The sequence below is a fragment of the Pseudomonas sp. zfem004 genome (genome assembly GCF_032621715.1).
Lineage (GTDB): Bacteria > Pseudomonadota > Gammaproteobacteria > Pseudomonadales > Pseudomonadaceae > Aquipseudomonas > Aquipseudomonas sichuanensis.
Genome location: NZ_JAVYJF010000020.1, coordinates 72,084 through 95,831 on the forward strand (window position 1 = coordinate 72,084; position 23,748 = coordinate 95,831).

23 protein-coding genes are annotated in these 23,748 nt (G+C 65.4%); 8 read left to right on the top strand and 15 right to left on the bottom strand.

From position 1 onward, the window contains the following. The first annotated feature begins 62 nt into the window (after positions 1–62). The gene (locus tag RTH46_RS20415; RefSeq protein ID WP_316906441.1) at positions 63–317 is read left to right on the top strand and encodes a hypothetical protein; all 255 of its coding nucleotides are present in this window, start codon (positions 63–65) and stop codon (positions 315–317) included. Between the two features lie 419 nt (positions 318–736). Here the strand turns inward: RTH46_RS20415 and RTH46_RS20420 are convergent, their stop codons facing one another. Further along, positions 737–2,275, bottom strand: coding sequence for an MFS transporter (locus RTH46_RS20420; protein WP_316906442.1), 1,539 nt, complete (start codon positions 2,273–2,275; stop codon positions 737–739). 187 nt (positions 2,276–2,462) lie between these two features. Between RTH46_RS20420 and RTH46_RS20425 the strand changes: the two genes are divergently transcribed. Then, the gene (locus RTH46_RS20425; RefSeq protein ID WP_316906443.1) at positions 2,463–3,338 is read left to right on the top strand and encodes a LysR family transcriptional regulator; all 876 of its coding nucleotides are present in this window, start codon (positions 2,463–2,465) and stop codon (positions 3,336–3,338) included. Here the strand turns inward: RTH46_RS20425 and RTH46_RS20430 are convergent. From RTH46_RS20430 to RTH46_RS20450, 5 genes are all read right to left on the bottom strand, one after another. Further along, positions 3,302–4,333 carry a YhcG family protein gene (locus tag RTH46_RS20430; protein ID WP_316906444.1) on the bottom strand — a complete coding sequence of 344 codons (1,032 nt, stop codon included), beginning with the start codon at positions 4,331–4,333 and terminating at the stop codon, positions 3,302–3,304. The two genes, RTH46_RS20425 and RTH46_RS20430, sit on opposite strands and share 37 nt — an antisense overlap. Positions 4,334–4,464: 131 nt before the next feature. Next, entirely contained in the window at positions 4,465–5,856 is a 1,392-nt protein-coding gene (gabP, locus tag RTH46_RS20435) for a GABA permease (protein WP_316906445.1), read from the bottom strand. Continuing rightward, positions 5,837–6,073, bottom strand: a complete 237-nt coding sequence (locus tag RTH46_RS20440; protein WP_110992735.1) for a hypothetical protein — start codon at positions 6,071–6,073, stop codon at positions 5,837–5,839. The genes gabP and RTH46_RS20440 overlap by 20 nt, the downstream gene beginning before the upstream one ends. A gap of 263 nt (positions 6,074–6,336) precedes the next feature. Further along, positions 6,337–7,692 carry a glucarate dehydratase gene (gene gudD, locus RTH46_RS20445; RefSeq protein ID WP_153789280.1) on the bottom strand — a complete coding sequence of 452 codons (1,356 nt, stop codon included), beginning with the start codon at positions 7,690–7,692 and terminating at the stop codon, positions 6,337–6,339. A 16-nt stretch (positions 7,693–7,708) separates the two neighbouring features. Next, entirely contained in the window at positions 7,709–9,046 is a 1,338-nt protein-coding gene (locus tag RTH46_RS20450) for an MFS transporter (protein WP_110992737.1), read from the bottom strand. Between the two features lie 327 nt (positions 9,047–9,373). On the opposite strand from RTH46_RS20450, the gene RTH46_RS20455 reads away from it, so the two are divergent. Next, positions 9,374–10,090 carry a FadR/GntR family transcriptional regulator gene (locus RTH46_RS20455; protein WP_316906446.1) on the top strand — a complete coding sequence of 239 codons (717 nt, stop codon included), beginning with the start codon at positions 9,374–9,376 and terminating at the stop codon, positions 10,088–10,090. A gap of 94 nt (positions 10,091–10,184) precedes the next feature. Here RTH46_RS20455 and RTH46_RS20460 read toward each other — a convergent pair whose 3' ends face one another. From RTH46_RS20460 to RTH46_RS20480, 5 genes are read right to left on the bottom strand one after another with little or no spacing between them, the layout of a single operon-like run. Beyond that, the gene (locus RTH46_RS20460) at positions 10,185–10,946 is read right to left on the bottom strand and encodes an ABC transporter ATP-binding protein (RefSeq protein WP_316906447.1); all 762 of its coding nucleotides are present in this window, start codon (positions 10,944–10,946) and stop codon (positions 10,185–10,187) included. Then, on the bottom strand, positions 10,943–12,004 hold the full coding sequence (locus RTH46_RS20465; RefSeq protein ID WP_316906448.1) for an iron ABC transporter permease: 1,062 nt from the start codon (positions 12,002–12,004) through the stop codon (positions 10,943–10,945). Before RTH46_RS20465 ends, RTH46_RS20460 begins: the two co-directional genes overlap by 4 nt. Further along, complete coding sequence (locus tag RTH46_RS20470) at positions 12,001–13,113, bottom strand: ABC transporter substrate-binding protein (protein ID WP_316906449.1); 1,113 nt, start codon at positions 13,111–13,113, stop codon at positions 12,001–12,003. The genes RTH46_RS20465 and RTH46_RS20470 overlap by 4 nt, the downstream gene beginning before the upstream one ends. Positions 13,114–13,129: 16 nt before the next feature. After that, a complete protein-coding gene (locus RTH46_RS20475; protein ID WP_316906450.1) occupies positions 13,130–13,810 on the bottom strand; it encodes a Fe2+-dependent dioxygenase in 681 nt (226 codons plus the stop codon). Beyond that, on the bottom strand, positions 13,810–16,137 hold the full coding sequence (locus RTH46_RS20480; protein ID WP_316906451.1) for a TonB-dependent siderophore receptor: 2,328 nt from the start codon (positions 16,135–16,137) through the stop codon (positions 13,810–13,812). The genes RTH46_RS20475 and RTH46_RS20480 overlap by 1 nt, the downstream gene beginning before the upstream one ends. Before the next feature lie 182 nt (positions 16,138–16,319). Between RTH46_RS20480 and RTH46_RS20485 the strand changes: the two genes are divergently transcribed. The 4 genes from RTH46_RS20485 to RTH46_RS20500 all read left to right on the top strand — a co-directional run bounded on the left by RTH46_RS20485 (position 16,320) and on the right by RTH46_RS20500 (position 19,378). After that, positions 16,320–17,042, top strand: a complete 723-nt coding sequence (locus RTH46_RS20485) for a response regulator (RefSeq protein ID WP_153789297.1) — start codon at positions 16,320–16,322, stop codon at positions 17,040–17,042. Further along, complete coding sequence (locus RTH46_RS20490; RefSeq protein WP_316906452.1) at positions 17,039–18,412, top strand: ATP-binding protein; 1,374 nt, start codon at positions 17,039–17,041, stop codon at positions 18,410–18,412. The genes RTH46_RS20485 and RTH46_RS20490 overlap by 4 nt, the downstream gene beginning before the upstream one ends. 198 nt (positions 18,413–18,610) lie before the next feature. Beyond that, positions 18,611–18,778: a YhfG family protein gene (locus RTH46_RS20495; RefSeq protein WP_316906453.1), complete on the top strand. Its 168-nt coding sequence runs from the start codon at positions 18,611–18,613 to the stop codon at positions 18,776–18,778. Between the two features lie 3 nt (positions 18,779–18,781). Next, complete coding sequence (locus tag RTH46_RS20500; RefSeq protein WP_316906454.1) at positions 18,782–19,378, top strand: Fic/DOC family protein; 597 nt, start codon at positions 18,782–18,784, stop codon at positions 19,376–19,378. A gap of 38 nt (positions 19,379–19,416) precedes the next feature. Here the strand turns inward: RTH46_RS20500 and RTH46_RS20505 are convergent, their stop codons facing one another. From RTH46_RS20505 to RTH46_RS20520, 4 genes are all read right to left on the bottom strand, one after another. Next, complete coding sequence (locus tag RTH46_RS20505) at positions 19,417–20,427, bottom strand: NAD(P)-dependent alcohol dehydrogenase (RefSeq protein ID WP_316906455.1); 1,011 nt, start codon at positions 20,425–20,427, stop codon at positions 19,417–19,419. Between the two features lie 141 nt (positions 20,428–20,568). Beyond that, positions 20,569–21,159: an HAD family hydrolase gene (locus RTH46_RS20510; protein ID WP_153787762.1), complete on the bottom strand. Its 591-nt coding sequence runs from the start codon at positions 21,157–21,159 to the stop codon at positions 20,569–20,571. Further along, positions 21,156–22,025 (bottom strand): acyl-CoA thioesterase II, encoded by an 870-nt coding sequence (gene tesB, locus RTH46_RS20515; protein ID WP_110992748.1) that lies wholly within the window; start codon positions 22,023–22,025, stop codon positions 21,156–21,158. Before tesB ends, RTH46_RS20510 begins: the two co-directional genes overlap by 4 nt. 88 nt (positions 22,026–22,113) lie before the next feature. Next, positions 22,114–22,683 (bottom strand): GNAT family N-acetyltransferase, encoded by a 570-nt coding sequence (locus RTH46_RS20520; RefSeq protein WP_153787761.1) that lies wholly within the window; start codon positions 22,681–22,683, stop codon positions 22,114–22,116. Between the two features lie 184 nt (positions 22,684–22,867). Here RTH46_RS20520 and RTH46_RS20525 point away from each other — a divergent pair, with 184 nt between their 5' ends. Then, entirely contained in the window at positions 22,868–23,554 is a 687-nt protein-coding gene (locus RTH46_RS20525) for a histidine phosphatase family protein (RefSeq protein WP_316906456.1), read from the top strand. Positions 23,555–23,748 lie beyond the last annotated feature (194 nt).

Genomic DNA, 23,748 nt, shown 5'->3' on the forward strand with positions numbered 1-23,748 from the left:
CACCGCTCCCACTGAGAAATGCCAGGGCGGTGCTCCGCACTGCCAGTGCGAATTAGGATGCAATGAAGCAGGCCCTGCCCATCGTAGCCGATGATGACATTATCACCCTCTTGGGCATGCTCCATAACTTGGTTGTTTTGGAAGTAGAGCCGATACTCGGAGCGGGTAGGATGTTCCTCGCGGGCATCGTACCAGGTCATTTTAGCCCGATCGGAAACGCTTTCACCTCTGACCGAGAACTGGACACTGAATTCCGCCCGATCAGGCCCGAACACGTTTTTGAGCGCGGACACACCATTAAACTCATGCTGGTTTGAACGCTCAGGGCGAGCCTCCACCGCAGACAAGGTCTTGATACAAGCAGGGTTGAGCACTACTGGCCGACTCGACATTGCATTCCAATCCTTCTGAAACTCGCACAGGGGTTCATCACCGAAGCCTTCTCAGCTGGCAGCTTGGCGACTTTTCCTCAATCATATGATGGCAACCTGACCCCATTTCAAGGGCTTGCCGTAAAACGTAGCTGACGGAGGATTTTCGCGAGTTTTTTGTACCGATCAGATAGCTCTCGCCGAGAGCTGGTGGCCATCTGCGTGGCAAAGGCGTTCGGATCGATTGCAAACGGATGGCCGAGCAGCGACCAGCATTCCTATTGGTATTCCCAGCTGAAATTGATATTAATTTTTTCTATATATATCAACGACCTGTCGGTAGAGTTCAGATTACCCCGCCTCATTCATACTCGCATGCCTAACCCCTCCACACCAGGAAGAGGCCGACTTAGCAACACCCCAACCACCACCGCAAACCCCAACCCCGCCCCCCCAGCAACCAGCAACACCGCCTCAAACCCACCCACAAACGCCCCCCGCGCCAACGGCGCCACCACCTCACGCAACCCCGGCTCAAGCATCCCCAACGCCGCCTGCAAATCCCCCGCCGCCACCCGCGTCGCCATCTCCCCAACCTTCCCCATCGCCTCCGGCGCCACCCCAGCCATGGCCTCACGCAACAACTGCCCACTACGCGCCGCCAGCACCGCACCCAGAATCCCAATGGCCAACACAATCGCCCCAAACCGCGTAGTAGTACTCAACCCCGAAGCCATCCCAGTCCGCTCACGCGGCACGCAAGCCATGATGTTTTTCTGCGTATCACCATTAAGCAACCCTGCCCCCGCCCCCAGCACCAAGCTAGCCAGGGCAAAAGCACCGTAACCACCGTGACCAACCGCCCAGGCACAAGCCAGGTTCCCCACCCCCACCAACACCAACCCCAACGCAAACACCTGCGCCGCACTCAACCTAGCCGCCAGGCGCATCCCCAACCGCGGCGTCAGCAGCATCGCCACGGCAAACGGCAACATCCCCGCCCCCGCTTCAAGCGCCGACAGTTGCAACCCGTTCTGTAGGTACAGCGGTAACAAGGTCATCATCACCTGGGCACAAGCGGCATAGGCGAACATCCCCAACAAGGCGCCAATGAACCGCCCACTACGCATCAGTTGTAGATCAATCATCGGCCGTGCCTGGCTACGCTCGACCATCACGAACAAGCCAAACAAAAAGGCCGCGATCACCAACCGCCCCAAGGTGGGCGCGCTGTCCCAGCCAACCCGGTTGGCATCAATCAACGCCCAGATCAGGTAGCCCAGGCTGCCGGCAAAAGTCAGGCTGCCCAACGGATCAAGCCGGGCAGCAGCGCTATCGCGGGACTCTTCAACGCTGCGCAGCACCATCAGCGCCAGCACGGCCACCAGCGGCAGGTTGATGTAGAAGATCCAGCGCCACCCCAGGGTACTGGCGATCAGCCCGCCGAGCAGCGGTGCAAAGGTGATGGTGGCGCCCATGCAGGCGCCCCAGAAGGCCCAAGCGCGCATCCGTGCTTCGGGCTCATGGAAGCGATGGCCGATGGCGGCCAGGGCGGCGGTGAGCAACAGCGCAGCGCCCACGCCTTTGCCGGCCCGGGCCAGGTCAAGCCACAACAGGTTCGGCGCAGCACCGCAGGCCAGGGAAGCCATGCCGAACAGTGCCAGCCCGAGCAGCAGCATGCGCCGTCGGCCAAAGCGGTCGGCCAGGCTGCCGGCGGGCAGCAGGCAGGCGGCGAAGGCCAGCAGGTAGGCGCTGACCACCCATTCGATGTCGGCGAACGAGCCAGACAGGTCGCGGGCGATGCTGGGCAGGCTGACGGCGACGATGTTGGTGTCGAGGATGATCAGGGCGCACACGGCCGAGGCGGTGAACAGGGTGAAACGCGCAGAAGCGGGGGTGGACATGGCAAGGCTCCAGGGAGCGTCATCGCGGACTGCGAGATGCCCCGCGATGGCATTGAGGCTCGACCGGTCATCGGACTTTGCCGCCGCGACGCCAGCCTTGTAGTGTTGCCCTCACCATAACGCCGCCGGGCGCGGGGCTTGTTAGCCGCCACGTCCTGCGTCATTAGCCAGCGGCTAACGAGGCCCCATGGAAATCCGCCACTTCCGCTACTTCCTCAGCGTCGCCCGCCACGGCCATTTCACCCGTGCGGCCGAGCAACTGGGCATCGCCCCGCCCACCCTCAGCCGGCAGATCCAAGACATGGAGAAAGCGCTGGGTGTGCTGCTGTTCCAGCGCAGCCAGCGCGAGGTACGCCTGACCACCGCGGGCGAAGCATTGCGTGTGGAAGCCGAGCAGGCAGTGCGCCAGTTCGACGCCGCGCAACTCAGCGCGCAGCGCGCCGCACGTGGCGACAGTGGGCGCATCGAGCTCGGCTATGTGGCTTCGGCGGCCTACTCCGGCACCTTGCAACAGCAAGTGACCCGCTTCAGCGAGGGCCACCCCGGCGTGCATCTGAATATCCGCGAGGCGCCTATGGATGCGCTGCCCGCGCAGGTGCTCGACGGCCAGCTGGACCTGGCCTACGTGCGCTCGCCGATGGACCTGCCGGACGGGCTGGAGGCGATTCCCCTGCATGAAGAAGGCTTCGTCCTGGCGCTGCCCGCCGGCTCGCGCCTGAACGAGCTCAAGCAGCTCCCGGCCAAGCGCTTGGCCAATGAAACCTTCATCCTCCCCGAGCAGATCTCCGGCACGCTGGAGGTCGCCGCACAGGGTGGTTTCGTACCGCGCCTGGGCCCGCAGCCGGGCAGCCTGGTGGCGGTAATCACCTTGGTATCGCTGGGCCAGGGCGTTGCAGTGGTGCCGGAATCAGTGGTGAGGCGGATCAACTTGCCGCAGGTGAACTACCGGGTTGTCGAGGATTGCCGGACGAGTTCGTGGTTGAGCCTTTTGTACCGGCGCTTCGAGAAGTCACCGGCGGTCGCGCGCTATATCGAGGCGGTGCGCTCGGCATCCAGCGCGTAGAACTCCTGCAGCTTGGCCTGCAGCAGGGCCTTGTCCGGCAGGCGGGTCTGGTACTCGGCGATCAGCGCGGGGGAGAGGCTGCGGTTGAGTGCGTACTCGACCACTTCATCGTCCTTGCTGGCGCACAGCAGCACACCGATGGCGGGGTTCTCGTGGGCTTTGCGTTCGTTGCGGTCGAGGGCTTCGAGATAGAAATCCAGCTTGCCCAGGTACTCGGGTTCGAAGCGCCCCACCTTCAGTTCGATGGCCACCAGGCAGTTGAGGCCACGGTGGAAGAACAACAGATCGAGGGCGAAGTCACGGCCGCCCACTTGCAACGGGTAGTGCGAGCCGACGAAGCAGAAGTCGCGGCCCAGCTCGACCAGAAAGTCCTTGAGGCGGCCAAGCAACCCTTGGTGCAGGTCAGCCTCGGCGTGCCCGCCCGAGAGGCCGAGGAACTCGATCATGTAGGCATCGCGAAACACCTCCAGCGCCGCCGGATGGGTCTGGGTGAGCGCGGCCGATGCCTTGGCCGGTTGCGTCACGCTGCGCTCGAACAGCGCGGCCTTGAGTTGGCGTTCCAGTTCACGCTTGGACCATTTTTCCTGGCTGGCCATGCGCAGGTAGAACAGCCGCTCTTCAGGGTGCTTGCACTGCCCCATGACCATCATGTTGTGGCTCCAAGGCAATTGTCGCACCAGTGGTGCGACTATTTCGTCGCCCCGGTAAACCTCGTAAAACTGCCGCATGCGGAACAGGTTGGCGCGGGTGAATCCGCGCAACCCGGGCTGGGTCAGCAGCAGATGATCCGCCAGCTGGTTGACCACCCCGTCGCCCCATTCGGCCCGCTCCAGCTTGCGGCTGATGTAGGCCCCGACCTGCCAGTAAAGCTCGATCAGCTGGGTATTCACGGCCTGGACCGCACGTTGGCGGGCCGATTGGATCAGGGACAGCACTTCATCGAAACGCCCATTGCTGGCTAAGAGTGCTGACGCGCCTTGCTGCTCATCGTTCATGCAACGACTCCATGGCAAATAGGGAAAACCCGCCAGAGTCTACCCCTGCCCCTCACCCGCCCCGGCCGGTGAAACTGTTGCAAAACGCAAAGAGGGCGCCCACTGGCGCCCTCTCGTTCACAGCAAAGCCATCAGCCCATCGACCGCGCACCCACCACCCGCGCATGCCCCCGCGTGGTCACGATGCCCAGGAACGAAATCACGATGGCCAGCCCCAGCGTGGCGCTAACCTCGGCCCGGTGCTCCTCGGTGAACATCATCACCCCCAGCGCGCAACTGATGAAGATGATCACCGCCCAGGTCAGCCAGGGGAACAGCCACATCTTGAACTTGAGGTTGGCGTTTTCACGCTCCAGCCGGCCACGCATGCGCAGCTGAGAGATTGCGATCACCAGGTACACCAGCAAGGCAATGGCGCCGGAGCTGGCCAGCAGGAACTCGAACACGCCCTTGGGTGCGAAGTAGTTGAGGATGGCGATGGCCGCACCGATCAGGGTGCTGCCGAACACCGCCGCGCGCGGCACGCCGACCTCGGAGGTTTCCTTGAGCATCGCCGGGGCATCGCCGCGCTTGGCCAGCGAGTACATCATCCGCGAGGCGATGTAGATCGACGAGTTCATGCAACTGGTCACCGCGATCAGCACCACGAAATCGACCATCAACGCGGCGTTGGGGATGTTCATGATTTCCAGTGCACGCTGGTACGAACCCACCACCGCCAGCTGCGGGTCGTTCCACGGCACTACCGAGATGATCACGAAGATCGACAGGATATAGAAGGTACTGATGCGCCAGATCACCGAGCGGGTGGCCTTGGCGATGTTGCGCGCAGGGTCGCTGGATTCGGACGCGGCGATGGTCACCGCCTCGGTGCCGATGAAGCTGAACATCACGGTGATGAAGGCACCGATCACCGCCGACCAGCCCTTGGGCGTGAAGCCGCCGTGCTCGGCCATCAGCGTGCTCAAGCCGCTGACCTCACGGTTGGGCAGCCAGCCCATCAGCGCGGCGAAGCCCAGGCCGATGAAGCCGAGGATCGCCGTGACCTTGAGGATCGCGAACCAGAACTCGAACTCGCCGTACTTGGCCACGCTGAACAGGTTGGTGCAGGCCAGCAGCAGCACCGAGGCCAGGGCGAAGATCCAGCTGTCCACCTGGGGGAACCAGGCGTTGAGCACATGCCCCGCGGCCAGGGCCTCGATGGGGATCACCAGCACCCAGAACCACCAGTACAGCCAGCCAATGGTGTAGCCGGCCCAGCGGCCGATGGCCTGGTCGGCGTAGGTCGAGAACGACCCGGTGTCGGGATGTGCCACGGCCATTTCGCCGAGCATGCGCATGACCAGCACCACCAGGGTGCCGGCCACGAAATAAGAAAGAATGGTGGCTGGTCCGGCCGCCGCGATGGCGTGCCCGGAACCTACGAAAAGCCCGGCGCCGATGATGCCGGCGATGGACAGCATCGTTACATGACGCGGCTTGAAACCTTGTGCAAGGTTGCCATCAGATCCCACGGTGCTCATTGATCTTGTTCTCTTTTTGCTGACACAAGGAAGGGACGGGCAGGTACAGGCGAAAAAGCATCTCCTTGAAAAACAATAAGAATGACACGTCGCTCAGGCGCTGTTGTTGAACTTCTTCACGCTTTTGCAGAGCCACGCACCGAACGATCCGGGGGTTATTTAAGCCGCGCGGGGCACGGGGAAATTGTTCGAGAACGTCCCGCAGGTTCGCGATCACGACACCCCGTGCCCGATCCCGTCAGATGTCGTGATTGGCTTGCCTGGAAACGACATGGGCCAGGCGCCCACAAAAAAGCCCCGGTCTCCCGGGGCTGTGCTGCACAGGCGTCTGCCTACGCCTTACCGACACGCGGGGTGCCGGATGGCAGCAGGGAACTGTTGTGTGGTCATGTCTGGCCTCATCGCCGGCAAGCCGGCTCCCATAGGTTCAGCGCAAACCCTGTGGGAGCTGGCTTGCCAGCGATGAGGCCCGCACAGAAATCAACGCACCAGGCAAGGCTTCTTGTTGTCGAAGGTCCAGCCCGGAATCAGGAACTGCATCGCCACGCTGTCATCCCGCGCCCCCAGCCCCATGTTGCGGTAGCACTCGTGGGCCTTGGCCAACTGATCTTCATCCAGCTCCACACCCAGGCCCGGACGCTCCGGCACCCGCACATGGCCGTCGACGATGCGCAGCGGGTCGCGGGTCAGGCGCTGGCCGTCCTGCCAGATCCAGTGGGTATCGAGCGCAGTGATCTCGCCCGGCGCCGCCGCCCCCACCTGGGTGAACATCGCCAGCGAAATGTCGAAGTGGTTGTTCGAATGCGAGCCCCAGGTCAGGCCCCAGTCGTGGCACATCTGCGCCACCCGTACCGAACCCTGCAGGGTCCAGAAGTGCGGGTCGGCCAACGGGATGTCCACCGACTGCATCTGGATCGCATGGCCCATTTGCCGCCAGTCGGTTGCGATCATGTTGGTGGCGGTCGGCAAGCCGGTGGCACGGCGGAACTCGGCCATCACTTCACGGCCCGAATAGCCGTTCTCGGCGCCGCACGGGTCTTCGGCGTAGGCCAGCACATCATGCTTGTCGCGGCACAGGGCAATGGCCTCTTTCAGCGACCAGGCACCATTGGGGTCGAGGGTAATGCGCGCCTCGGGGAAGCGCTCGGCCAGCGCCGTCACCGCCTCCATCTCTTCTTCGCCACGCAGCACGCCGCCCTTGAGCTTGAAGTCGCTGAAGCCATAACGCTGCTTGGCCGCCTCGGCCAGGCGCACCACCGCTTCCGGGGTCAGGGCCTTCTCGTGGCGTACACGGAACCAGTCATCGTCCGAGTCGGCCTCGTTGCGGTAGGCCAGGTCGGTCTTGTGGCGGTCACCGATATAGAACAGGTAACCCAGCATTTTCACTGCATCGCGTTGCTGGCCTTCGCCCAACAGGGCCGCCATCGGCACGTTCAGGTGCTGGCCGAGCAGGTCGAGCAGCGCCGATTCGATGGCGGTCACGGCGTGCACGGTGATGCGCAGGTCGAAGGTCTGCAGGCCCCGGCCGGCCGCATCGCGGTTGGCGAAGGTCTGGCGCATGGCGTTGAGCACGCGCTGGTAGTGGCCGATCGGCTGGCCGACCACCAGGCTGCGGGCGTCTTCGAGGGTCTGGCGGATCTTCTCGCCACCCGGCACCTCGCCCAGGCCAGTGTTGCCGGCGCTGTCGCGCAGCACCACGATGTTGCGGGTGAAGTACGGGCCATGGGCGCCGCTGAGGTTGAGCAGCATGCTGTCGTGGCCGGCCACCGGGACCACGCGCAGGTCGGTGACCACGGGGGTGGCTACGTGCACGTCGGGGGTTGTCTGCATGTTCATGAAGTCTCTCTCGCAATCAGTTGGCCGAGGCGGCCTTGAGGTCTTGGGCAGGCGCGCCCTTGGCGCGGGTCCGGACGAAGAACACCGCGATGGCGGCCACGACCGAGGTCACCGCCAGGCCGTACAAACCGCCCTGGATCGAACCGGTCTGCTGCTCCAGCAAGCCGAAAGTGGTGGGGGCGACGAAGCCGCCGAGGTTGCCCACCGAGTTGATCAGGGCGATCACCGCCGCGGCGATGCGGGCATCCAGGTAGCCCTGGGGGATTGGCCAGAACAGCGATGAGGCCGCCTTGAAACCGATGGCCGCAAAGCACACGGCAACGAAGGCGAACACCGGCCCGCCGGTGGTGGACATGAACATGCCGGTCGCCGCCACCAGCAGCGCCGCCGCCACCCAGGCCTGCTGGAAGCGCCAGCGCCGGGCGCAGGCCGCGAAGCTGTACATGGCGATGATCGAAATCAGCCAAGGGATGGAGTTGAAGAAGCCCACCTGCAGGTCGCTGAGGTCGCCCATGCGTTTGATGATGCTCGGCAGCCAGAAGGTCGCGGCATAGATGGTCAGCTGGATGCAGAAGTAGATCAGGCAGAACAGCAGGATCTGGCGGTCCTTGAGCAGGCTCCAGGACGAAGCCTTGACCACCCCGCCCGCCTCGCGCTCGCGCTGCTCCTGGTCGATGGCGGCCACCAGCGCGTCCTGCTCTTCGCGGCTCAGCCACTTGGCGTCATGGGGTTTGGAGTCGAGCCAGAAGAACACGAAGAAGCACAGCGCCACCGAGGCCATGCCTTCGATGAACAGCATCCATTGCCAGCCGTGCAGGCCCATGCCCTGGATCTGCATCAATGCCCCGGCCAGCGGCCCGGAGATCAACGAGGCCACGGCCGAGCCACTGAGGAAGATGGCGATGGCCTTGCCACGTTCGGCGGCCGGCAGCCAGCGGGTGAAGTAGTAGATCACCCCGGGGAAGAACCCGGCCTCGGCAACCCCCAGCAGAAAGCGCAGCACGTAGAACTGCGTTTCGTTCTGCACGAAGGCCATGGCCGTGGCCACCAGGCCCCAGGTGAACATGATGCGGGTCAGCCACAGGCGTGCGCCGACCTTCTGCAACAGCATGTTCGAGGGCACTTCGAACAACGCGTAACCGATGAAGAACAGCCCGGCGCCGAAGCCAAAGGCCGCCGCGCTGATACCCAGGTCACTCTCCAGGTGCGGGCGGACGAAGCCGATGTTGACGCGGTCCAGGTAATTGACGATGAACATGATGACGAACAGCGGCAGCACATGCCGTTTGACCTTGGCCACGGCGCTGGTCAGCACCGCGTCGCGCCCGGCGGACGGATCGAGGGTGTGGTTCACAGGTGTTTCTCCCACTAATTGTTTTTGTGCGGGTCGATGGAGGCCCGGGCGTCTGGCAAACGCCCTGTTGTCTGACATCCAGATGAACGAATCATAGGCGCCGCAAAGTTGTACGACAAGATCGAAAACAGTCAGTAAAAAGCAAAATACAAGTAGATAAAACGCCTAAAAGCAGCGAAAAAACAAAAACAAGTCACCCTTGCGCAAGTAAAGGCGGCCGGTTAAAGGGCTAAATTATTTTCATTTTTTTAACTTGTCGTACAAGCAGCCCTGCTAGGCTCGGCTGATCGGCCAACCACTTGTACCGGCCCATCAGCGAGCCCCCGCATGGACACCCAAGAAACCCCGCGCAAACGCGGCCACAGCCGCGCCCACGACCTGGTCTCCAGCCTGACCCAGCAAATCCTGCTGGGCACCTTCAGGCCCGGCGACCGATTGCCCTCGGAAAACACCCTGGTGCGCGAGCACGGCATCAGCCGCACCGTGGTCCGTGAAGCGCTGTCCAAGCTGCAGGCCTCGGGCCTGGTGGAGCCGCGCCACGGCATCGGCACTTTCGTCATCGAACGCCAGGCCCAGGCCGGCCTGCGGGTGGGCGCCGAAAGCGCCGCCAGCGTGCGCGACCTGCTGGAGTTGCGCATCGGCCTGGAAGGCCAGGCGGCCGCGCTGGCCGCCCTGCGCCGCACGGATCGGCATCTGGCGCAGATGCGCCAGGCCCTGGACGACTATCAAGACCTGGCCGCCGCCGGCGACAGCTGTATCGAAGCCGACCGGCGTTTTCACCTGCTGATCGCCGAGGCCACCGGCAACCTGTACTTCGGCGAGATGATGGCGCACCTGGGCAGCGCGCTGATCCCGCGCAACCGCCTGGCCCAGGCGGACCGCGCCGGGGCCAGGCTGGCGCGCCAAGCGTACCTGGCCAACCTGGAGCACGAGGCGATCCTCAACGCCATCCGCCGCCAGGACCCGGACGCCGCGCGGGCGGCGATGTGTTTGCACCTGTCCAACAGCCGGGATCGGTTGGTGCCGGATCAAGCACCTGTGTAATCCGTTCCGGCCCTATCGCGGGGCAAGCCCGCTCCCACGCCAGCACACACAATGGCGTGGGAGCGGGCTTGCCCCGCGATAGGGCCCGCACAGCTCACCCCAAGGCCCGATCCACCAGCACCTGCAAACGCCCCCGCGAACAGCGCTCCACCCGCGCCTCGACGCCATACACCTCGGCCAGCAACCCCGGCACCAGCACCTGCTCCGGCGCCCCACTGGCCACCACCCGCCCCTTGCTCAGCACCACCAGCCAGTCGGCATGGCTGGCCGCCAGGTTGATGTCGTGCAGCACCGCCACCGCCAGCAAGCGATGGGCGACCACCCGCTCACGCACTGCATCCATCACCCGCAACTGGTAATGCAGGTCCAGCGCGCTGGTGGGCTCGTCCAGCAGCAATACCCGAGGGTTGCGCGCCAGCAGCTGAGCCAGCGCCACCAGTTGCCGCTGCCCCCCGGACAGGCTGCCCAACGGCTGCTCGGCCAGATGCTCGATACCCAACCGGCGCAGCGCTTCGAACGCCGTACCCAGCGGGTTGTCGGCCCCACCCACACGCAAACCGACAATGATGCTTTCCAGCACCCCCAGGGCGATCCCCGGAGGCAATTGCTGGGGCATATAGGCCAGCCGCCGCGAGCGCTCGACAACGCCTAGCCGGGTCACCTCCTCACCATCCAGCGTCAGCGAACCCTGCATGCGCTCAAGCCCCGCCAACGCGCGCAGCAAGGTCGACTTGCCCGCGCCGTTCGGCCCCACCAGCGCCACCAGGCTGCCGGCCGGCAACGCAGGCAAGCTGACCTGGTGCAGTACCTGCCGTGCGCCATACGCCACCGACAATCGATCGATCAACAGGCTCACAGGTTTCTCCCCCGGCGGAACACCAGCACCACGAACACCGGCACACCCACCAGCGCGGTGACGATGCCCACCGGCACTATCACCCCGGGCAGGATCAGCTTGCTGGCAATCGACGACAGCGACAGCAGCAGCGCCCCCACCAGCGCACTCGCCGGCAGCAGGAAGCGCTGATCCTCGCCCACCAGCAAACGGGCGATATGCGGCCCCACCAGGCCGACGAAACCGATGGTGCCGACAAAGGCCACGGCCGTGGCCGACAGCAGGCTGATGCGCACCAGCGAGGCGAAACGCAGGCGCCGGGTATCGACACCAAAACTGCGCGCCCGCTCCTCGCCCATGCGCAGCAGGGTCATGGCCGGCGCTGCGCGCAGCGAGAACGGCAACAACACGGCCAGCACCAGGGCAAGGATGCCGAGCTTCTGCCAGTCGGCCCGGGCCACGCTGCCCAGGGTCCAGAACACCAGCTGCTGCAGCACGTCCTCGGTCGCCAGCAATTGCAGCAGCGACACCAACGCATTGCAGCTGAACACCAGGGCAATGCCGAACAGCACCAGGCTCTCGACACCGGCGCCGCGCAGCCGCGCCATGGCCTGCAACAACACCACCGACAGGCAGGCGAAGACGAACGCCATCAGCGTCACCTGCACGCCCGGCGCCAGCCAGGCCACGCCCAGCGGATAGGCGATGGCCAGCGACGCGCCCAGCGCCGCCGCCGACGACACGCCCAGGGTGAACGGGCTGGCCAGCGGGTTGTCGAGGATCGCCTGCATCTCGGCCCCGGCCAGGGCCAACGCGGCCCCCACCAACACCGCCATCAGCGAATAGGGCAACCGTACATTCCAGATGATCACCCGCTCGGTGCCGCTCAGGCTCGCGGGGTCGAGCAGCCCGTGCAGCAATTGCCCCAGGCCCATGCCCGAGGCACCACTGGCCAGGTCCAGCAACACCGACAGCAGCAACAGCGCCGCCAACCCCAGCACCAGCCCGCTGCGCCGCCACAGCAGGCGCCGGTAGCGCCCGGCCGCCAGGGCCGCGCCATCCTGCGCCAGCGCGGTCACCGGGCGTCGACCCAGTACTGGCCGTCCAGGCCGATGTTCAACAGGCGATTGATCTCGGCCAGGGTGGCCTGCGGATCGAGGTCCTTGAAGCGCTCGGGCTGAATCCAGCGCGCCATGGCTTCGATGGCGAGGATGTTGAACGGTGAGTTGTAGAAGTCATGCCACAGGCCATGAGCCTGCCCGGCCTGGATCGGCCGCAGCGGCGCGAACTCGGGGCGGGCGGTGATTTGCGCCAGGCTCTGGCGCGCGGTGTCGGTCGCCACGCCGGCCCCCAGCAGCACACCCGGTGCGCGGTTGCCGGTGGCAATGTAAACGTCGGGGTCGGCCTGCAGCACGTACTCGACACTCACGTCGCCCACTGCGCCCGGCACCACATCGGCGCCGATGTTATGCCCGCCGACAGCCGCCACCAAGCTGCCCAGCCCGCTCTTGCCGGTGGTGTGCCCCGGCGCCTGCCATACCCCGGCCAGCAGTTCGAGGAAGACCTTCGGCCGCTGGCTGTCGGGTAGCCCGGCCACCTTGTCGGTGACCTGCTTCAAGTGCCGGTCATACAGGCTCAGGTATTGATCGGCCTGCGGCTCACGGTCCAGCAGTGTGCCGAGCGCACGCAGGCTGACCCGGGTGTTCTCGATCGGGTGCACGCGAAAGTCGATGAACAGTACCGGCACCCCAGCCTTGGCCAGCAGGTCGGCCACCGGGCTGTGCTGGGTCGGGCCTTCACCGGCGATGCTGAACACCGCCAGGTCCGGCTTCAAGGCCAGGATCTGCTCGGCGCTGACGCTCTGCTCCGAGGCCTGGCCAATCAACGGCAGCTTGCCGATCTGCGGGTAGCGCTTGGCGTAGGCCGCATAGGTGTGCGGGTCGAGCAGGCGCATGTCGTTCTGCCAGCCGACCACCCGCCCGAAGGGGTTGTCGCGGTCGAGCAAGGCCAGGGCGAAGAACAGCCGGCCTTCGCCGAGCACGATACGCTGCGGCGTGTGCTCGACCGTAACCGTGCGCCCGAGCACATCGGTGACCTGCACCGCGCTGGCCGCTTGCGCCAGGCCCAACCAGGCACCGAGCATCAAGGGCAGCGCCAGCAGGCGCCGCCAGATAGAGGGTTGCATCATGGGTGACCTCCCAAGGTCAGGTGTCGCCCCAGCGACGGAGCAGGTTGTGGTACACGCCGGTCAGTTCCAGCAACGAACCGGCGTCGGCCTGTTGTGCAGTCAGGCGCTGGATCGCCACGTCCATGTCCAGCAGCAGGCTACGCTGGCTGTCCTCGCGCACCAGGCTTTCGATCCAGAAGAACGCCGCCAGGCGCTCGCCTCGGGTCACCGGCGCCACCCGGTGCACACTGCTGCCTGGGTACAGCACCAGGTGCCCGGCCGGCAGCTTGACCTGGCGCTCGCCGAAGGTGTCGCGGATCACCAGTTCACCGCCGTCGTAACTGTCCGGCTCAGCCAGGAACAAGGTCGCCGACAGGTCGGTACGCACCCGCTCGCGCACGCCCTTGATGCCGCGAATGGCGTTGTCGATGTGGTAGCCGAACCCTTCGCCGGCGCCGTAACGGTTGAACAACGGCGGGTAGATGCGCTTGGGCAGGGCGGCGGACATGAACAACGGGTTGTCCGACAGCCGCTGCAGGATCAGCCCGCCCAGCTGGCGGGCGACCGGGTCGTCCTCGTCCAGCTGGCGGTTGTGCTTGGCCTGGGCCGACTGCACGCCGGCCGTGGCCTTGCCATCGACCCAGGGCTGCGCCAGCAATTGCTGGCGCAGTTCGCGCAGTTCGTCGGCGCTGAACAGGTTTTCGATCTGCACCAGCATCAGAAGCTGTAATCCACGCTGGCGGTCAGGGTGCGCCCGGCCCCCGGCACGCCGTACAGCTGGAAGCCGTCGAGCGAGGCGCCGACGCGGCTGTAGTAGAAGGTGTTGAACAGGTTCGACACGTTCAGGTTGAGCGTGGTCTGGCTGTCGACCTTGTAGCGCGCCGCCAGGCTGTGCAGCCAGTAGGACGGCGCCTTTTCATGGTCGCGGGTGTAGACCGTGTAGACCCCGGTCGGGCCGTTGGCGTAGCTGCTGTTGTTGTTCAGCCCGCCGACGTACTTGTTGTCGCTGTAGCGGCGCCGGCCCACATAGTCGGCGCCATAGCTGACGCTGAGCTGGTCGGTGAGGTCGTAGGTGGTCCACAGGTTGGCGGTCAGGTCGGGGACGTTCTTGGCCTCCTCGCCCTTGTTCGCGCCCTTGGTCTGGCGGCTCTTCATCGCGGCGAAACCGGCGTAGGCCGACCAACGCTGGGTGAGCTGCCCCTGCAGGCCCAGCTCGATACCATCGACCCGCTTGGCCGGCAGCGCACGCACCGGCGAAGTCTCGCCTTCGCTGTATTCCCAGCTGTCTTCGAGCTCGGTGCGGAACAGCGCGGCAGTCAGGTTCAGGCGCTCGTCGAGCAGTTCCCACTTGGTGCCCAGCTCGTAGGTTTTCGAAACCGCCGGCTTGTAGGCCTCGGTGCTGGCCGCGCCGTAGATCTGGTTGTTGGTGCTGGCCCCCACTGCCGATGGCTGCGCGGCCTGGCTATAGGACAAGTAGATGCTGCCGTTGGGCAGCGGCTTGTAGACCACCCCGGCACGCCCGCCAAAGGCATCGTCGCGGCTACTGCTGCTGCCGGTGGCGCGCTCGCTGTCGACCTGCCAGTGGTCATAGCGCAGGGCCAGCAGCAGTTGCCATTGCGGGTCCAGGGTGAGGGTGTCGGAGGCGTACAGGGCCGCGTCCTTCACCACGCTGCGCGGGTCGCCGTAGCCCTTGTCGGTGCGGGTCGAGGCAAAGCTGTGGGCCGGGTCGGACAGGTCGAAGAACATCGAACCGTCCGGCACCTTCATGCTCTTGTGCAGGCCGCCGTAGGTTTCGCGGTACAGCTCGACGCCCGTCACGGCCTCGTGGTGAATGCCGCCGGTGTCGAGGTTGAAACGCAGATCGGTCTGGTTGTCGACGATCTCGTAGCGCTTGGACAGGCCGAAGTCGCTGCCGCGCAGGTAGCCGTAGCCACTGGCGCTGTTGGCGTAGTCGGTGTAAGCGCTGATGCCGTTGATCGAGCTGCGCGCCCCCAGCCCGACATAGCCCAGGCTGGCGCAACGGGTACCGGTGCAGGTGCGGCTGCCGTCGGCATTGGCGGCGACGAAACGGGCCGGCGACAGCACGGCCCAATTGTCGGTCTGCTGCCAGCGCAGCTGGTTGCGCAGGGTCAGGTCGTCGCTGAAGTCGTGCTCGAACAGGCCGGTCAGCGAGCGGGTTTCGCTGCGCTGGGTATACAGGCTCGAATCGCCGTACCAGGCATCGCGGTCGACGCCCGGCATGCGCTTGCCATCGGTGCCGCGCTGGATCGGTACGCCGCCATCCGGGGTGTTGCGGTCTTTTTGGTAGAACGCATCGAGCCAAAGCCGGGTATCGGTGCCCAGGCCGAAACCGAACGAGGTGGCCAGGCCCCAGCGGTCGTAGTCCACCTCGTCGCGCTCGGACACCGCGTTGTAGTGCTTCATCAGGTTGACGCGCACGGCGCTGGTGTCATTGAGCTGGTGGTTGACGTCGGCGGTCAGGCGTTTGTAGTTGTCGGTGCCGATGCCTGCCGAGAGCTTGCCGGCATCGCCCAGGTGCGCACGCTTGCTGACCAGGTTGACGCTGCCGCCCACGGCCGACACGCCCGACTCCACGGAGCCTGTGCCCTTGTAGACCTCGGCCTGCTCCAGGTTGAAGGTGTCGTTGCGGCTGGCCATGCCGGCGTCGCGCACGCCATCGACGGTCATGCTCTGCTCGGCGGCGAAACCGCGAATGGAGAACAGGTCGCCCCAACCCAGGTTGCCCTCGCCCGACATGAAGGTGATGCCCGGCACATTGCGCAACACCTCCTGCAGGCTCTGCGCGTTCTGCTCCTCCAGCACCGCGCGCGGCACCACGCTGATGCTCTGCGGCGCATCCAGCAAGGGCGTGGTGATCTTGCTCGAGGTCACCGTGTCGACCTTGTAGCGGTCCTGCTTGCCGTCCACCCGGGTGGCGGGCAGGTCGAGCGTGTCGGCCAGGGCTGGCAGGGCGCAGGCGCCCAGCATCAGGCCAAAGGCCGGCGCCAGGGTCGCCGGGAGGCGCGGGGAGGATGCGTGGGGCATGTGAAGTCCTTAAAGAAAATCAGTCGCATTTGAGTGGCGCAATTCTAATGACGGCCCCACGCCGTCTTGTGTGCGCAAATGTACGGCGCGGCAGGCCGGCGGTCGCCCAACACATTCCGTTACATTCGCCAGGGCAAGCGCGGTGTAAGGTGCCCTGCGCTTTCAACCTACAGGCCTGCCCCATGTCCAAGCCCGACCACATCCTGATCGTCGATGACGACCCTGAGATCCGCCAGCTGCTGTCGCTCTACCTGGAAGAGGCCGGCCTGCGCACTTCGGTGGCGGCCCATGGCCGCGACATGCGCCGCTGCCTGGCCGAGCGCCTGGTCGACCTGGTGGTGCTGGACCTGATGCTGCCCGGCGAAGACGGCCTGACCCTGTGCCGCGAACTGCGGGTGCAAAGCAATATCCCGGTGATCATGCTGACTGCCCGCGGCACCCTGGTGGACCGCATCGTCGGCCTGGAGATGGGCGCCGACGACTACCTGGCCAAGCCGTTCGACCCGCGCGAACTGCTGGCGCGGATCAAGGTGGTGCTGCGCCGGACCCAGAGCTTCCCCGAGCGCGCCCGGGTGGACGAGGCCAGCCAATTGCGCTTCGCCGGCTGGCGCCTGGACACCGCCACCCGCCAGTTACGCTCGCCTGATGGCCTGGTGGTCAGCCTGGGCAGCTCCGATTACCGCTTGCTGCGGCTGTTCCTGCAGCACCCCAACCGCGCCCTGAGCCGCGACTTCTTGCTCAACCATGTATTCGACCGCGAGCGCGAACCGTTCGACCGTAGCATCGATGTGTGCGTCAGCCGCCTGCGCCAGCACCTGGGCGACCACCCACGCAACCCGGCGCTGATCCGCACCGTGCGCAACGAGGGCTACATGCTCACGGTCAATGAGGTGGCCAGCGAATGAAACGCGGCTGGCCACGTTCGCTGCATGGCCGCCTGGTGCTGATCCTGGTCGGTGGCATGCTCGCCTCGCAGTTGCTCACCAGCAGCATCTGGTACGAAGTGCGCCAGACCCAAGTGCTGGAAATCCCACTGCGCCTGCTTGCCGGGCGCCTGGCCGACCTGTTGCAGGTGGCCCGCGAGCGGCCGGCGCAGTTGCCGATATTGCTCGAAGGCATGGCCTCTTCGCGCTGGCAGCAGTTGCCAGCAGCGCCGACCGGGCTTGCCCAGGCGACGCCCGAGCAGGACGCATTGCTGCGCCGGCTGCTCAGCGAACGCACCGGCGCGCCAGCGCCCCTGCGCCTGCTGCACCTGCAACTGCTCGCCCCCGACAACCAGCCCGGTGGCGCTGGCCTTTTGATGCGCGGGGCGCCGGCCAGTGTGCGCAGCGTGGTCGAGCTGACCCTGCCCGACGGCCAGGTGCTGTACCTGCAAAGCACCGAAGACCAGGGTTGGCGCAGCGCCTCGATCGGTTCGCTGGTGTTCGATTTCCTGTTCCGCATCTACCTGTTGCGCACCGTGGTGGTGGTGCTGCTGGCCTTGATCGCGGTGCGTATTGCCCTGCGCCCGCTCAGGCAGATGGCCGCCGCCGCCGAAGCCCTGGGCCAGGACATCCACCGCCCGCCGCTGAGCCTCGATGGCCCCCAGGAAGTGCGTCAGGCGGCCCAGGCGTTCAACGCCATGCAGCAACGGCTGATCGACAGCATCGCCGAGCGCACCCGTTTCTTTGCCGCCGTGTCCCACGACCTGCGCACGCCCATCACCCGCCTGCGCCTGCGCACCGAACTGCTGCCGCAGGAGAACCTGCGCCAGCGCTTTCGCGCCGACCTGCAGCAGATGGAAGACATGGTGGCCGCCAGCCTCGATTTCCTGCGCAGCGGCGAGCTGGAAAATGCCCGTGAGCCTGTGGATATCGACGCGCTGCTGCGCGCCCTGCAGGCCGACTTCGAAGACCTCGGTGGCGAGTTGCGCCTGCATGGCCAGGCCCGCCCGCTCAACGCCCACGCCAGCGGGCTGCGCCGTTGCCTGCAGAACCTGCTGGACAACGCCCACCGGCATGCGCCGGGGCCTGTGGATATCGAGGTGCAGGATAGCCCGGAACGCTTGCGTATCCAGGTGGGTGACCGTGGGCCGGGGATCGACGGCGATCACCTGGCCCAGGTGCTGGAGCCGTTTTATCAGGTTGACCCGTCGCGCAGTGGTGGGGGGCATGGCCTGGGGTTGAGCATTGCTGCCGGTATTGCCAATGCCCATGGGGGGGCGCTGACGCTGGGGCCGCGGTTGGGGGGCGGGTTGCTGGTTACTGTGGATTTGCCGCGTGCGGGCGGGGCGTGAGTGGTTGGAGGCGGTGATGCGTTGCTGCTGTGGGGCACCTCGGCGACGCTACTCGACCATTGAGGCTCCCGCTGCTGACCCACAGCTGAGGCCATGTGGGGCCTGCACTGGACCTTTCGCCAGCAAGCCTTCCAGCGCAATGAAACGCGACTTTCGCTATAATCGTGCTCATTCATCCCTGATTCGAGGCGTCCTCCGGTGAAAGGCATCAGCTTGGAAACCAAGAAGGCTTATTGCATCAAGACTCGCCGCTCCAATTACGCGGCCAGCTTGCGGCTCGAAGGTTATGACGTCACCCCGGAATCTGCGCAGCGCAAGCTCCCCACCCGCGACGAACTGCTGCGCAAGTACCGCAGACAAGGTTGATCCTTGGACAAATACGGTGTCGGCCAGGATGCCTACTGTTACCCCGGCACAACGGTCCTGAGCAACCGGCTCAATATCCGGGACGATACTGAGCTATTCAACGCCGAGCGGGACTTTTCCGAGCTCGCCGCGAGCCAGATCGGCTTCAGCCCTCCTCCCTATGACCTTTCCTATCTGCAGCACCTGCACCGTACACTGTTTGAAGACGTCTACGCATGGGCAGGCACTATCCGTACCCTCGATATATCCAAGGGTGATACGCGTTTTTGCAACGTCAACCGGATAGAGCCTGAAGCCGAAAAGGTCTTCCAAGCCATGGCGCGCTTCGGCTGGTACGAAGGCTATGCTCGCGAAGCGTTGATCATCGCCATTGCTGAAAGCTTCGGCGACTTGAACATGATTCACCCGTTCCGCGAAGGAAACGGGCGCGCCCAACGCATCCTTTTCGAACACTTGATCCTCAATGCTGGATTTGAGGTCAACTGGTGGTGCGCGCAACCGCAGGCCTGGATAGACGCCAACATCGATGCTGTCGTTTGCAACTACTCGGCACTGGAACGTATTTTCGACAGGTGCATAGGACCAGCCATCCCCGAGTAATGACAACCCGGCGGACCTGCCTGCGGTCAGCGGATGCCTCACCAGCTCAGGCAGATCTTGCCGAAATGCTTGTTGCTCTCCTGATACCTGAACGCCTCGACGATCTGCTCCAGCTCAAAGTGCTTGTCCACCACCGGCCGCAGGCCGTTGGCATCGATGGCGCGGACCATCGCCTGCTGCTGCTCGCGGCTGCCCACCAGCACTCCTTGCAGGCGGATCTGCCGCACCAGCGCCTGGACCAGCGGCAATTGCCCGGCCACACCGGTAAGAATGCCGATCAACGACACATGACCACCAATACGAGCGGCAATCATCGATTGCTCGAGCGTGGCCGGGCCACCCACTTCGATCACATGATCGACCCCGCGGTTGTCGGTGAGCGCACGCACGCGCTCGCCCCACGCCGGGGTGGTCTTGTAGTTGATCAGGTGGTCGGCGCCCAGCGCCTTGAGGCGTTCGAGCTTGGCATCGCTGGACGAGGTGGCGATCACCGTGGCACCGGCCAGCTTGGCGAACTGCAGGGCGAAGATCGAAACGCCGCCGGTGCCCTGCACCAGCACGGTGTCGCCGGGCTTGAGGTGGTCGTCGCTCATCAGCGCGCGCCAGGCCGTAAGGCCGGCGGTGGTCAGGGTGGCCGCCTCGGCGTGGCTGTAGCTTTTGGGGGCGAGGGTGAAGGACGTGGCGCGGGCGGTCACCTGCTCGCGGGCGTAACCGTCGATGCCGTCGCCGGGCACGCTGGCGAAACCTTCGACCTGGGCCTGGCCGGCGAGCCAGTCGGGGAAGAAGGTGCTGACCACCGCATCACCGACCTTGAACTCCGTGACCCCGGCACCGACCGCGATCACCTCGCCGGCGCCATCGGCCATGGGGATGCGCCGCTCGCTCGGGCCCCACATGCCGCTGACCACGGCGAAGTCGTGGTAGTTGAGGGAGCTGGCGTGCAGGCGCACGGTGATTTCGCCGGTGCCGGGCGCGGCGGCCTCGCTAATGCCGACCTGAACCTTGTCGTAGCCGCCGCCGGGGAGGACGTAGATCGCCTTGGTGCTCATTCGAGGGGTCTCCATCGAGGGAAAGGGTGCAGAGCAGCTTAGACAGGTCTGACCGATCGCGGGGCAAGCCCGCTCCCACGCCTACCCGCACAGACGTAGGAGTGGGCAAGCGTGGGAGCGGGCTTGCCCCGCGATTGGCCATCAGCCCAGCAGTTCCCTCAGCGCCCGGCAATCCGCCGCATGCCAGTCGGCCAGCTCCGGCCAGGGATTGTCCGGCAGGTTGACCAGTACGGTCCTGGTCCCGGCGGCCCGCCCGCAATCCAGGTCGAAGCGGTAGTCGCCGACCATCACCATCTCGCCCGGCGCCACCGCCCATGCCCGGGCGATCTGCAACAACCCGTCCGGGTTGGGCTTGGGCTCCGCCTCATCACGACCAAGCACATGCTCGACCGGGAAGCAGTCGGCCAGCCCAATGGCTTCAAGGGTAACATGGGCCAGCTCGCGGGCGTTGCGGGTCAGGATCGCCAGCCGGCATCCGCGCCCGGCCAGTTCGCGCACCAGCTCCACCGCACCTTCAGCAGCCTGCGAGGCAATCGCCAGGTCGCGTTCGTGCTCCAGCAGCCAGGCATGCTTGGCCGCCGCCTCGGCCGCTGGCAGCGCCGCCAGGTGGGTGAGGATGTCGTGTTCGGCCGGGATGTCGAGCGCCTCGCGGATGGCCGCAAAGTCATGCACCGCGACGGTCAGGGTGCCGTCCATGTCGAACACCCAGTGGCGGATATCACCGAGGCTCATGCCCAGTCCTTGCGGTGGCGGATCAGGCCTTCCTGGGTGGACGAGGCCACCAGTTGCCCGGCGCGGTTGAAGATGCTGCCACGGCAGAAACCACGGGCATTGCCGGCCCAAGGGCTGTCGGTGGCGTACAGCAGCCACTCGTCGGCGCGCAGGTTGCGGTGGAACCACAGCGAGTGATCGAGGCTGGCGATCTGCATGTCCTTCTGCCACACCGACTTGCCATGGGGCAGCAGCGCGGTGGTCAGCAGGCCGAAGTCCGAGGCGTAGGCCAGCAGGTACTTGTGCAACGCGGGGATGTCCGCCAGGTTGCCGTCGGCGCGGAACCAGGCGTACTTGACCGGGTCGCCCGGCTTTGGGTTGAACGGGTCGCGCTCGGTGACCGGGCGGATTTCGATCGGCTTGGCGCACAGCACCTTGTCGCGAATGCGCTCTGGCAGCTGGTCGGCCATGGCGCTGGCCAGCTCGACTTCGCTGGGCAAGTTCTCCGGGCCGACCACGTCGGGCATCTGCACCTGGTGTTCGAAGCCTTCTTCGTCGTACTGGAACGACGCGCTGCAGGTGAAGATCGGCTGGCCCTTCTGGATCGCCGTCACCCGCCGGGTACTGAAACTGCCGCCGTCACGCACGCGATCCACCGAATAGACCACCGGCATGCTGGCGTCACCGGGGCGCAGAAAATAGCCGTGCAGCGAATGCACATGGCGGGCGTCCTCGACCGTCTGGCTGGCCGCCGACAACGACTGGCCGAGCACCTGGCCGCCGTACAGCTGGCGGAAGCCCAGGTCCTGGCTGCGGCCACGGAACAGGTTCTCCTCGATGGACTCTAGGCTCAACAGGTCGACAAGGTCGTCCAGTACGTGACTCATGGAAGGTTCTCCTGGCAAGGCATTACGGCGCGGTTATACCGGCAAATGATACAGGGTTTGTCGGCGGCCCCGTCGAGGGGCATCCCCGTCAGCCACGCAGGGTGTCCTGCCATCGGGCCCGGTCGATGCGGTACAGCACGTGGGGGCGCAGGGGGTGGCCGACGGGCAGCCGGGGGTGTTCGAAGCTGCCGTCCAGGTCCTGCTGCATGCCGATGGCCTGCATGACTTTCTGCGACGGCAGATTGCCCTCGGTAGTGAACGACACCACCTCCTCCAGGCGCAATTGGGCGAAAGCACAGCGCAGGCAGGTCCAGGCCGCCTCGCTGGCGAACCCCAGCCCCCAATGGCGCCGGGCCAGGCGCCAGCCGATCTCCACCGCCGGGCCGAACGGGGCTTCGAAATTGACGTTGAGCAGCCCGGTCATGCCGATGAAGGCGCCGCTGTCCTTGCGCTCCAGCGCCCACAGGCCGAAGCCGAATTCATTGAAATGGCCACGCACCCGGCCGATCAGCGCAGCGGCCTCCAGGCGGGTCATCGGTGCCGGGAAATAGCGCATCACCTGAGGGTCGGCGCACAGCGCGGCGAACTCACGCAGGTCGTCGTCCTGCCATTGGCGCAGCACCAGGCGGGCGCTTTCCAGTTCGAGGATGGGGGGCATCGGGGGGCTCCGGAATCGCGGTCTGGCAGTTTACAGCGTAGGCCGCTGAATGAAGTTTCATCCAGGCCGCTGGCAGCGGATGTTTTTTTCACATCCCGTTCACCGGGCTCCGACAGGCCGCTTTGCACACTGCCTGCCATTACAGCGGCCACAAGTCGACGCCGCACTGCCATCGGAGTGACGCATGCTTTCCAGCACGACCTTGCACGACCCTGCCCTTGTGGCCCGCCCCAAGCGCCGACGCTCGCGCAAGCTGATCAGTGCCGCCATCGGCCTGTTGATGGCCGTGGCCGGCGTAGGTACCTGGCTGGCAACGAGGACGCACATCGTGGACCTTGGCAACGAGCAACAGCTGAGCGAAAGCAGCCTGTTGCAGCAATGGAAAGACGGCGCGGTGCTGGTGATGATCCGCCATGCCGAACGCTGCGACAGCGCCCCCGGGCCATGCCTGGACGACTCCACCGGTATCACCGTTGCCGGCAGCGAGGCGGCTGGCCGGGTGGGCCAGGGCCTGCGGCAACTGGGCCTGGCCGGTGCGGACGTGTTCAGCAGCCCGAAGCTGCGCACCCGGCAGACCGCGCACTTCCTGCTGGGCCAGGACGCGGCCACCCAGGACTGGCTGGAAACCTGCGACAAGCAGTTCGCCGACGAAGCCCTGGCACGCAAGCGCAGCGGCCACAACCTGGTGCTGGTCACCCACAACGGCTGCATCGACCACTTCGCCCGCCAGCAACGCGTCGTGGGGGGTGAGCGCGAGAGCGGGTATGCCAGTGCGCTGTTCGTGTCGGTGAATGGCGAGGGCAAGGCCAGGATTCTCGGGCGCATGAACGAGCCGGACTGGCAGCGGGTGTTGGCGTCCTCCGGTAAGTGATGCATTGAATTTTCAGGCCAAATCGCCGGCAAGCCGGCTCCCACAGGGGTGGACTGCCCCCAAGAAGTTGGACACCAATCCAACCCTTGGGGGATTTATGGGCAAGTACACCGAGCGCTTCAAGCTCATAGCCATCAGCGCCTACCTAGAAGGCAACAATGGCTTCAGGAAGGTAGCGCAGCATTTTGGTATCG

What these genes read in the sequence shown, in the direction of transcription:
- RTH46_RS20415 (WP_316906441.1), top strand. Translation starts at nt 63, where the DNA reads ATGAAGCAGGCCCTGCCCATCGTAGCCGATGATGACATTATCACCCTC.
- RTH46_RS20420 (WP_316906442.1), bottom strand. Translation starts at nt 2,275, where the DNA reads ATGTCCACCCCCGCTTCTGCGCGTTTCACCCTGTTCACCGCCTCGGCC.
- RTH46_RS20425 (WP_316906443.1), top strand. Translation starts at nt 2,463, where the DNA reads ATGGAAATCCGCCACTTCCGCTACTTCCTCAGCGTCGCCCGCCACGGC.
- RTH46_RS20430 (WP_316906444.1), bottom strand. Translation starts at nt 4,333, where the DNA reads ATGAACGATGAGCAGCAAGGCGCGTCAGCACTCTTAGCCAGCAATGGG.
- gabP (WP_316906445.1), bottom strand. Translation starts at nt 5,856, where the DNA reads ATGAGCACCGTGGGATCTGATGGCAACCTTGCACAAGGTTTCAAGCCG.
- gudD (WP_153789280.1), bottom strand. Translation starts at nt 7,692, where the DNA reads ATGAACATGCAGACAACCCCCGACGTGCACGTAGCCACCCCCGTGGTC.
- RTH46_RS20455 (WP_316906446.1), top strand. Translation starts at nt 9,374, where the DNA reads ATGGACACCCAAGAAACCCCGCGCAAACGCGGCCACAGCCGCGCCCAC.
- RTH46_RS20470 (WP_316906449.1), bottom strand. Translation starts at nt 13,113, where the DNA reads ATGATGCAACCCTCTATCTGGCGGCGCCTGCTGGCGCTGCCCTTGATG.
- RTH46_RS20475 (WP_316906450.1), bottom strand. Translation starts at nt 13,810, where the DNA reads ATGCTGGTGCAGATCGAAAACCTGTTCAGCGCCGACGAACTGCGCGAA.
- RTH46_RS20480 (WP_316906451.1), bottom strand. Translation starts at nt 16,137, where the DNA reads ATGCCCCACGCATCCTCCCCGCGCCTCCCGGCGACCCTGGCGCCGGCC.
- RTH46_RS20485 (WP_153789297.1), top strand. Translation starts at nt 16,320, where the DNA reads ATGTCCAAGCCCGACCACATCCTGATCGTCGATGACGACCCTGAGATC.
- RTH46_RS20490 (WP_316906452.1), top strand. Translation starts at nt 17,039, where the DNA reads ATGAAACGCGGCTGGCCACGTTCGCTGCATGGCCGCCTGGTGCTGATC.
- RTH46_RS20505 (WP_316906455.1), bottom strand. Translation starts at nt 20,427, where the DNA reads ATGAGCACCAAGGCGATCTACGTCCTCCCCGGCGGCGGCTACGACAAG.
- RTH46_RS20510 (WP_153787762.1), bottom strand. Translation starts at nt 21,159, where the DNA reads ATGAGCCTCGGTGATATCCGCCACTGGGTGTTCGACATGGACGGCACC.
- tesB (WP_110992748.1), bottom strand. Translation starts at nt 22,025, where the DNA reads ATGAGTCACGTACTGGACGACCTTGTCGACCTGTTGAGCCTAGAGTCC.
- RTH46_RS20520 (WP_153787761.1), bottom strand. Translation starts at nt 22,683, where the DNA reads ATGCCCCCCATCCTCGAACTGGAAAGCGCCCGCCTGGTGCTGCGCCAA.
- RTH46_RS20525 (WP_316906456.1), top strand. Translation starts at nt 22,868, where the DNA reads ATGCTTTCCAGCACGACCTTGCACGACCCTGCCCTTGTGGCCCGCCCC.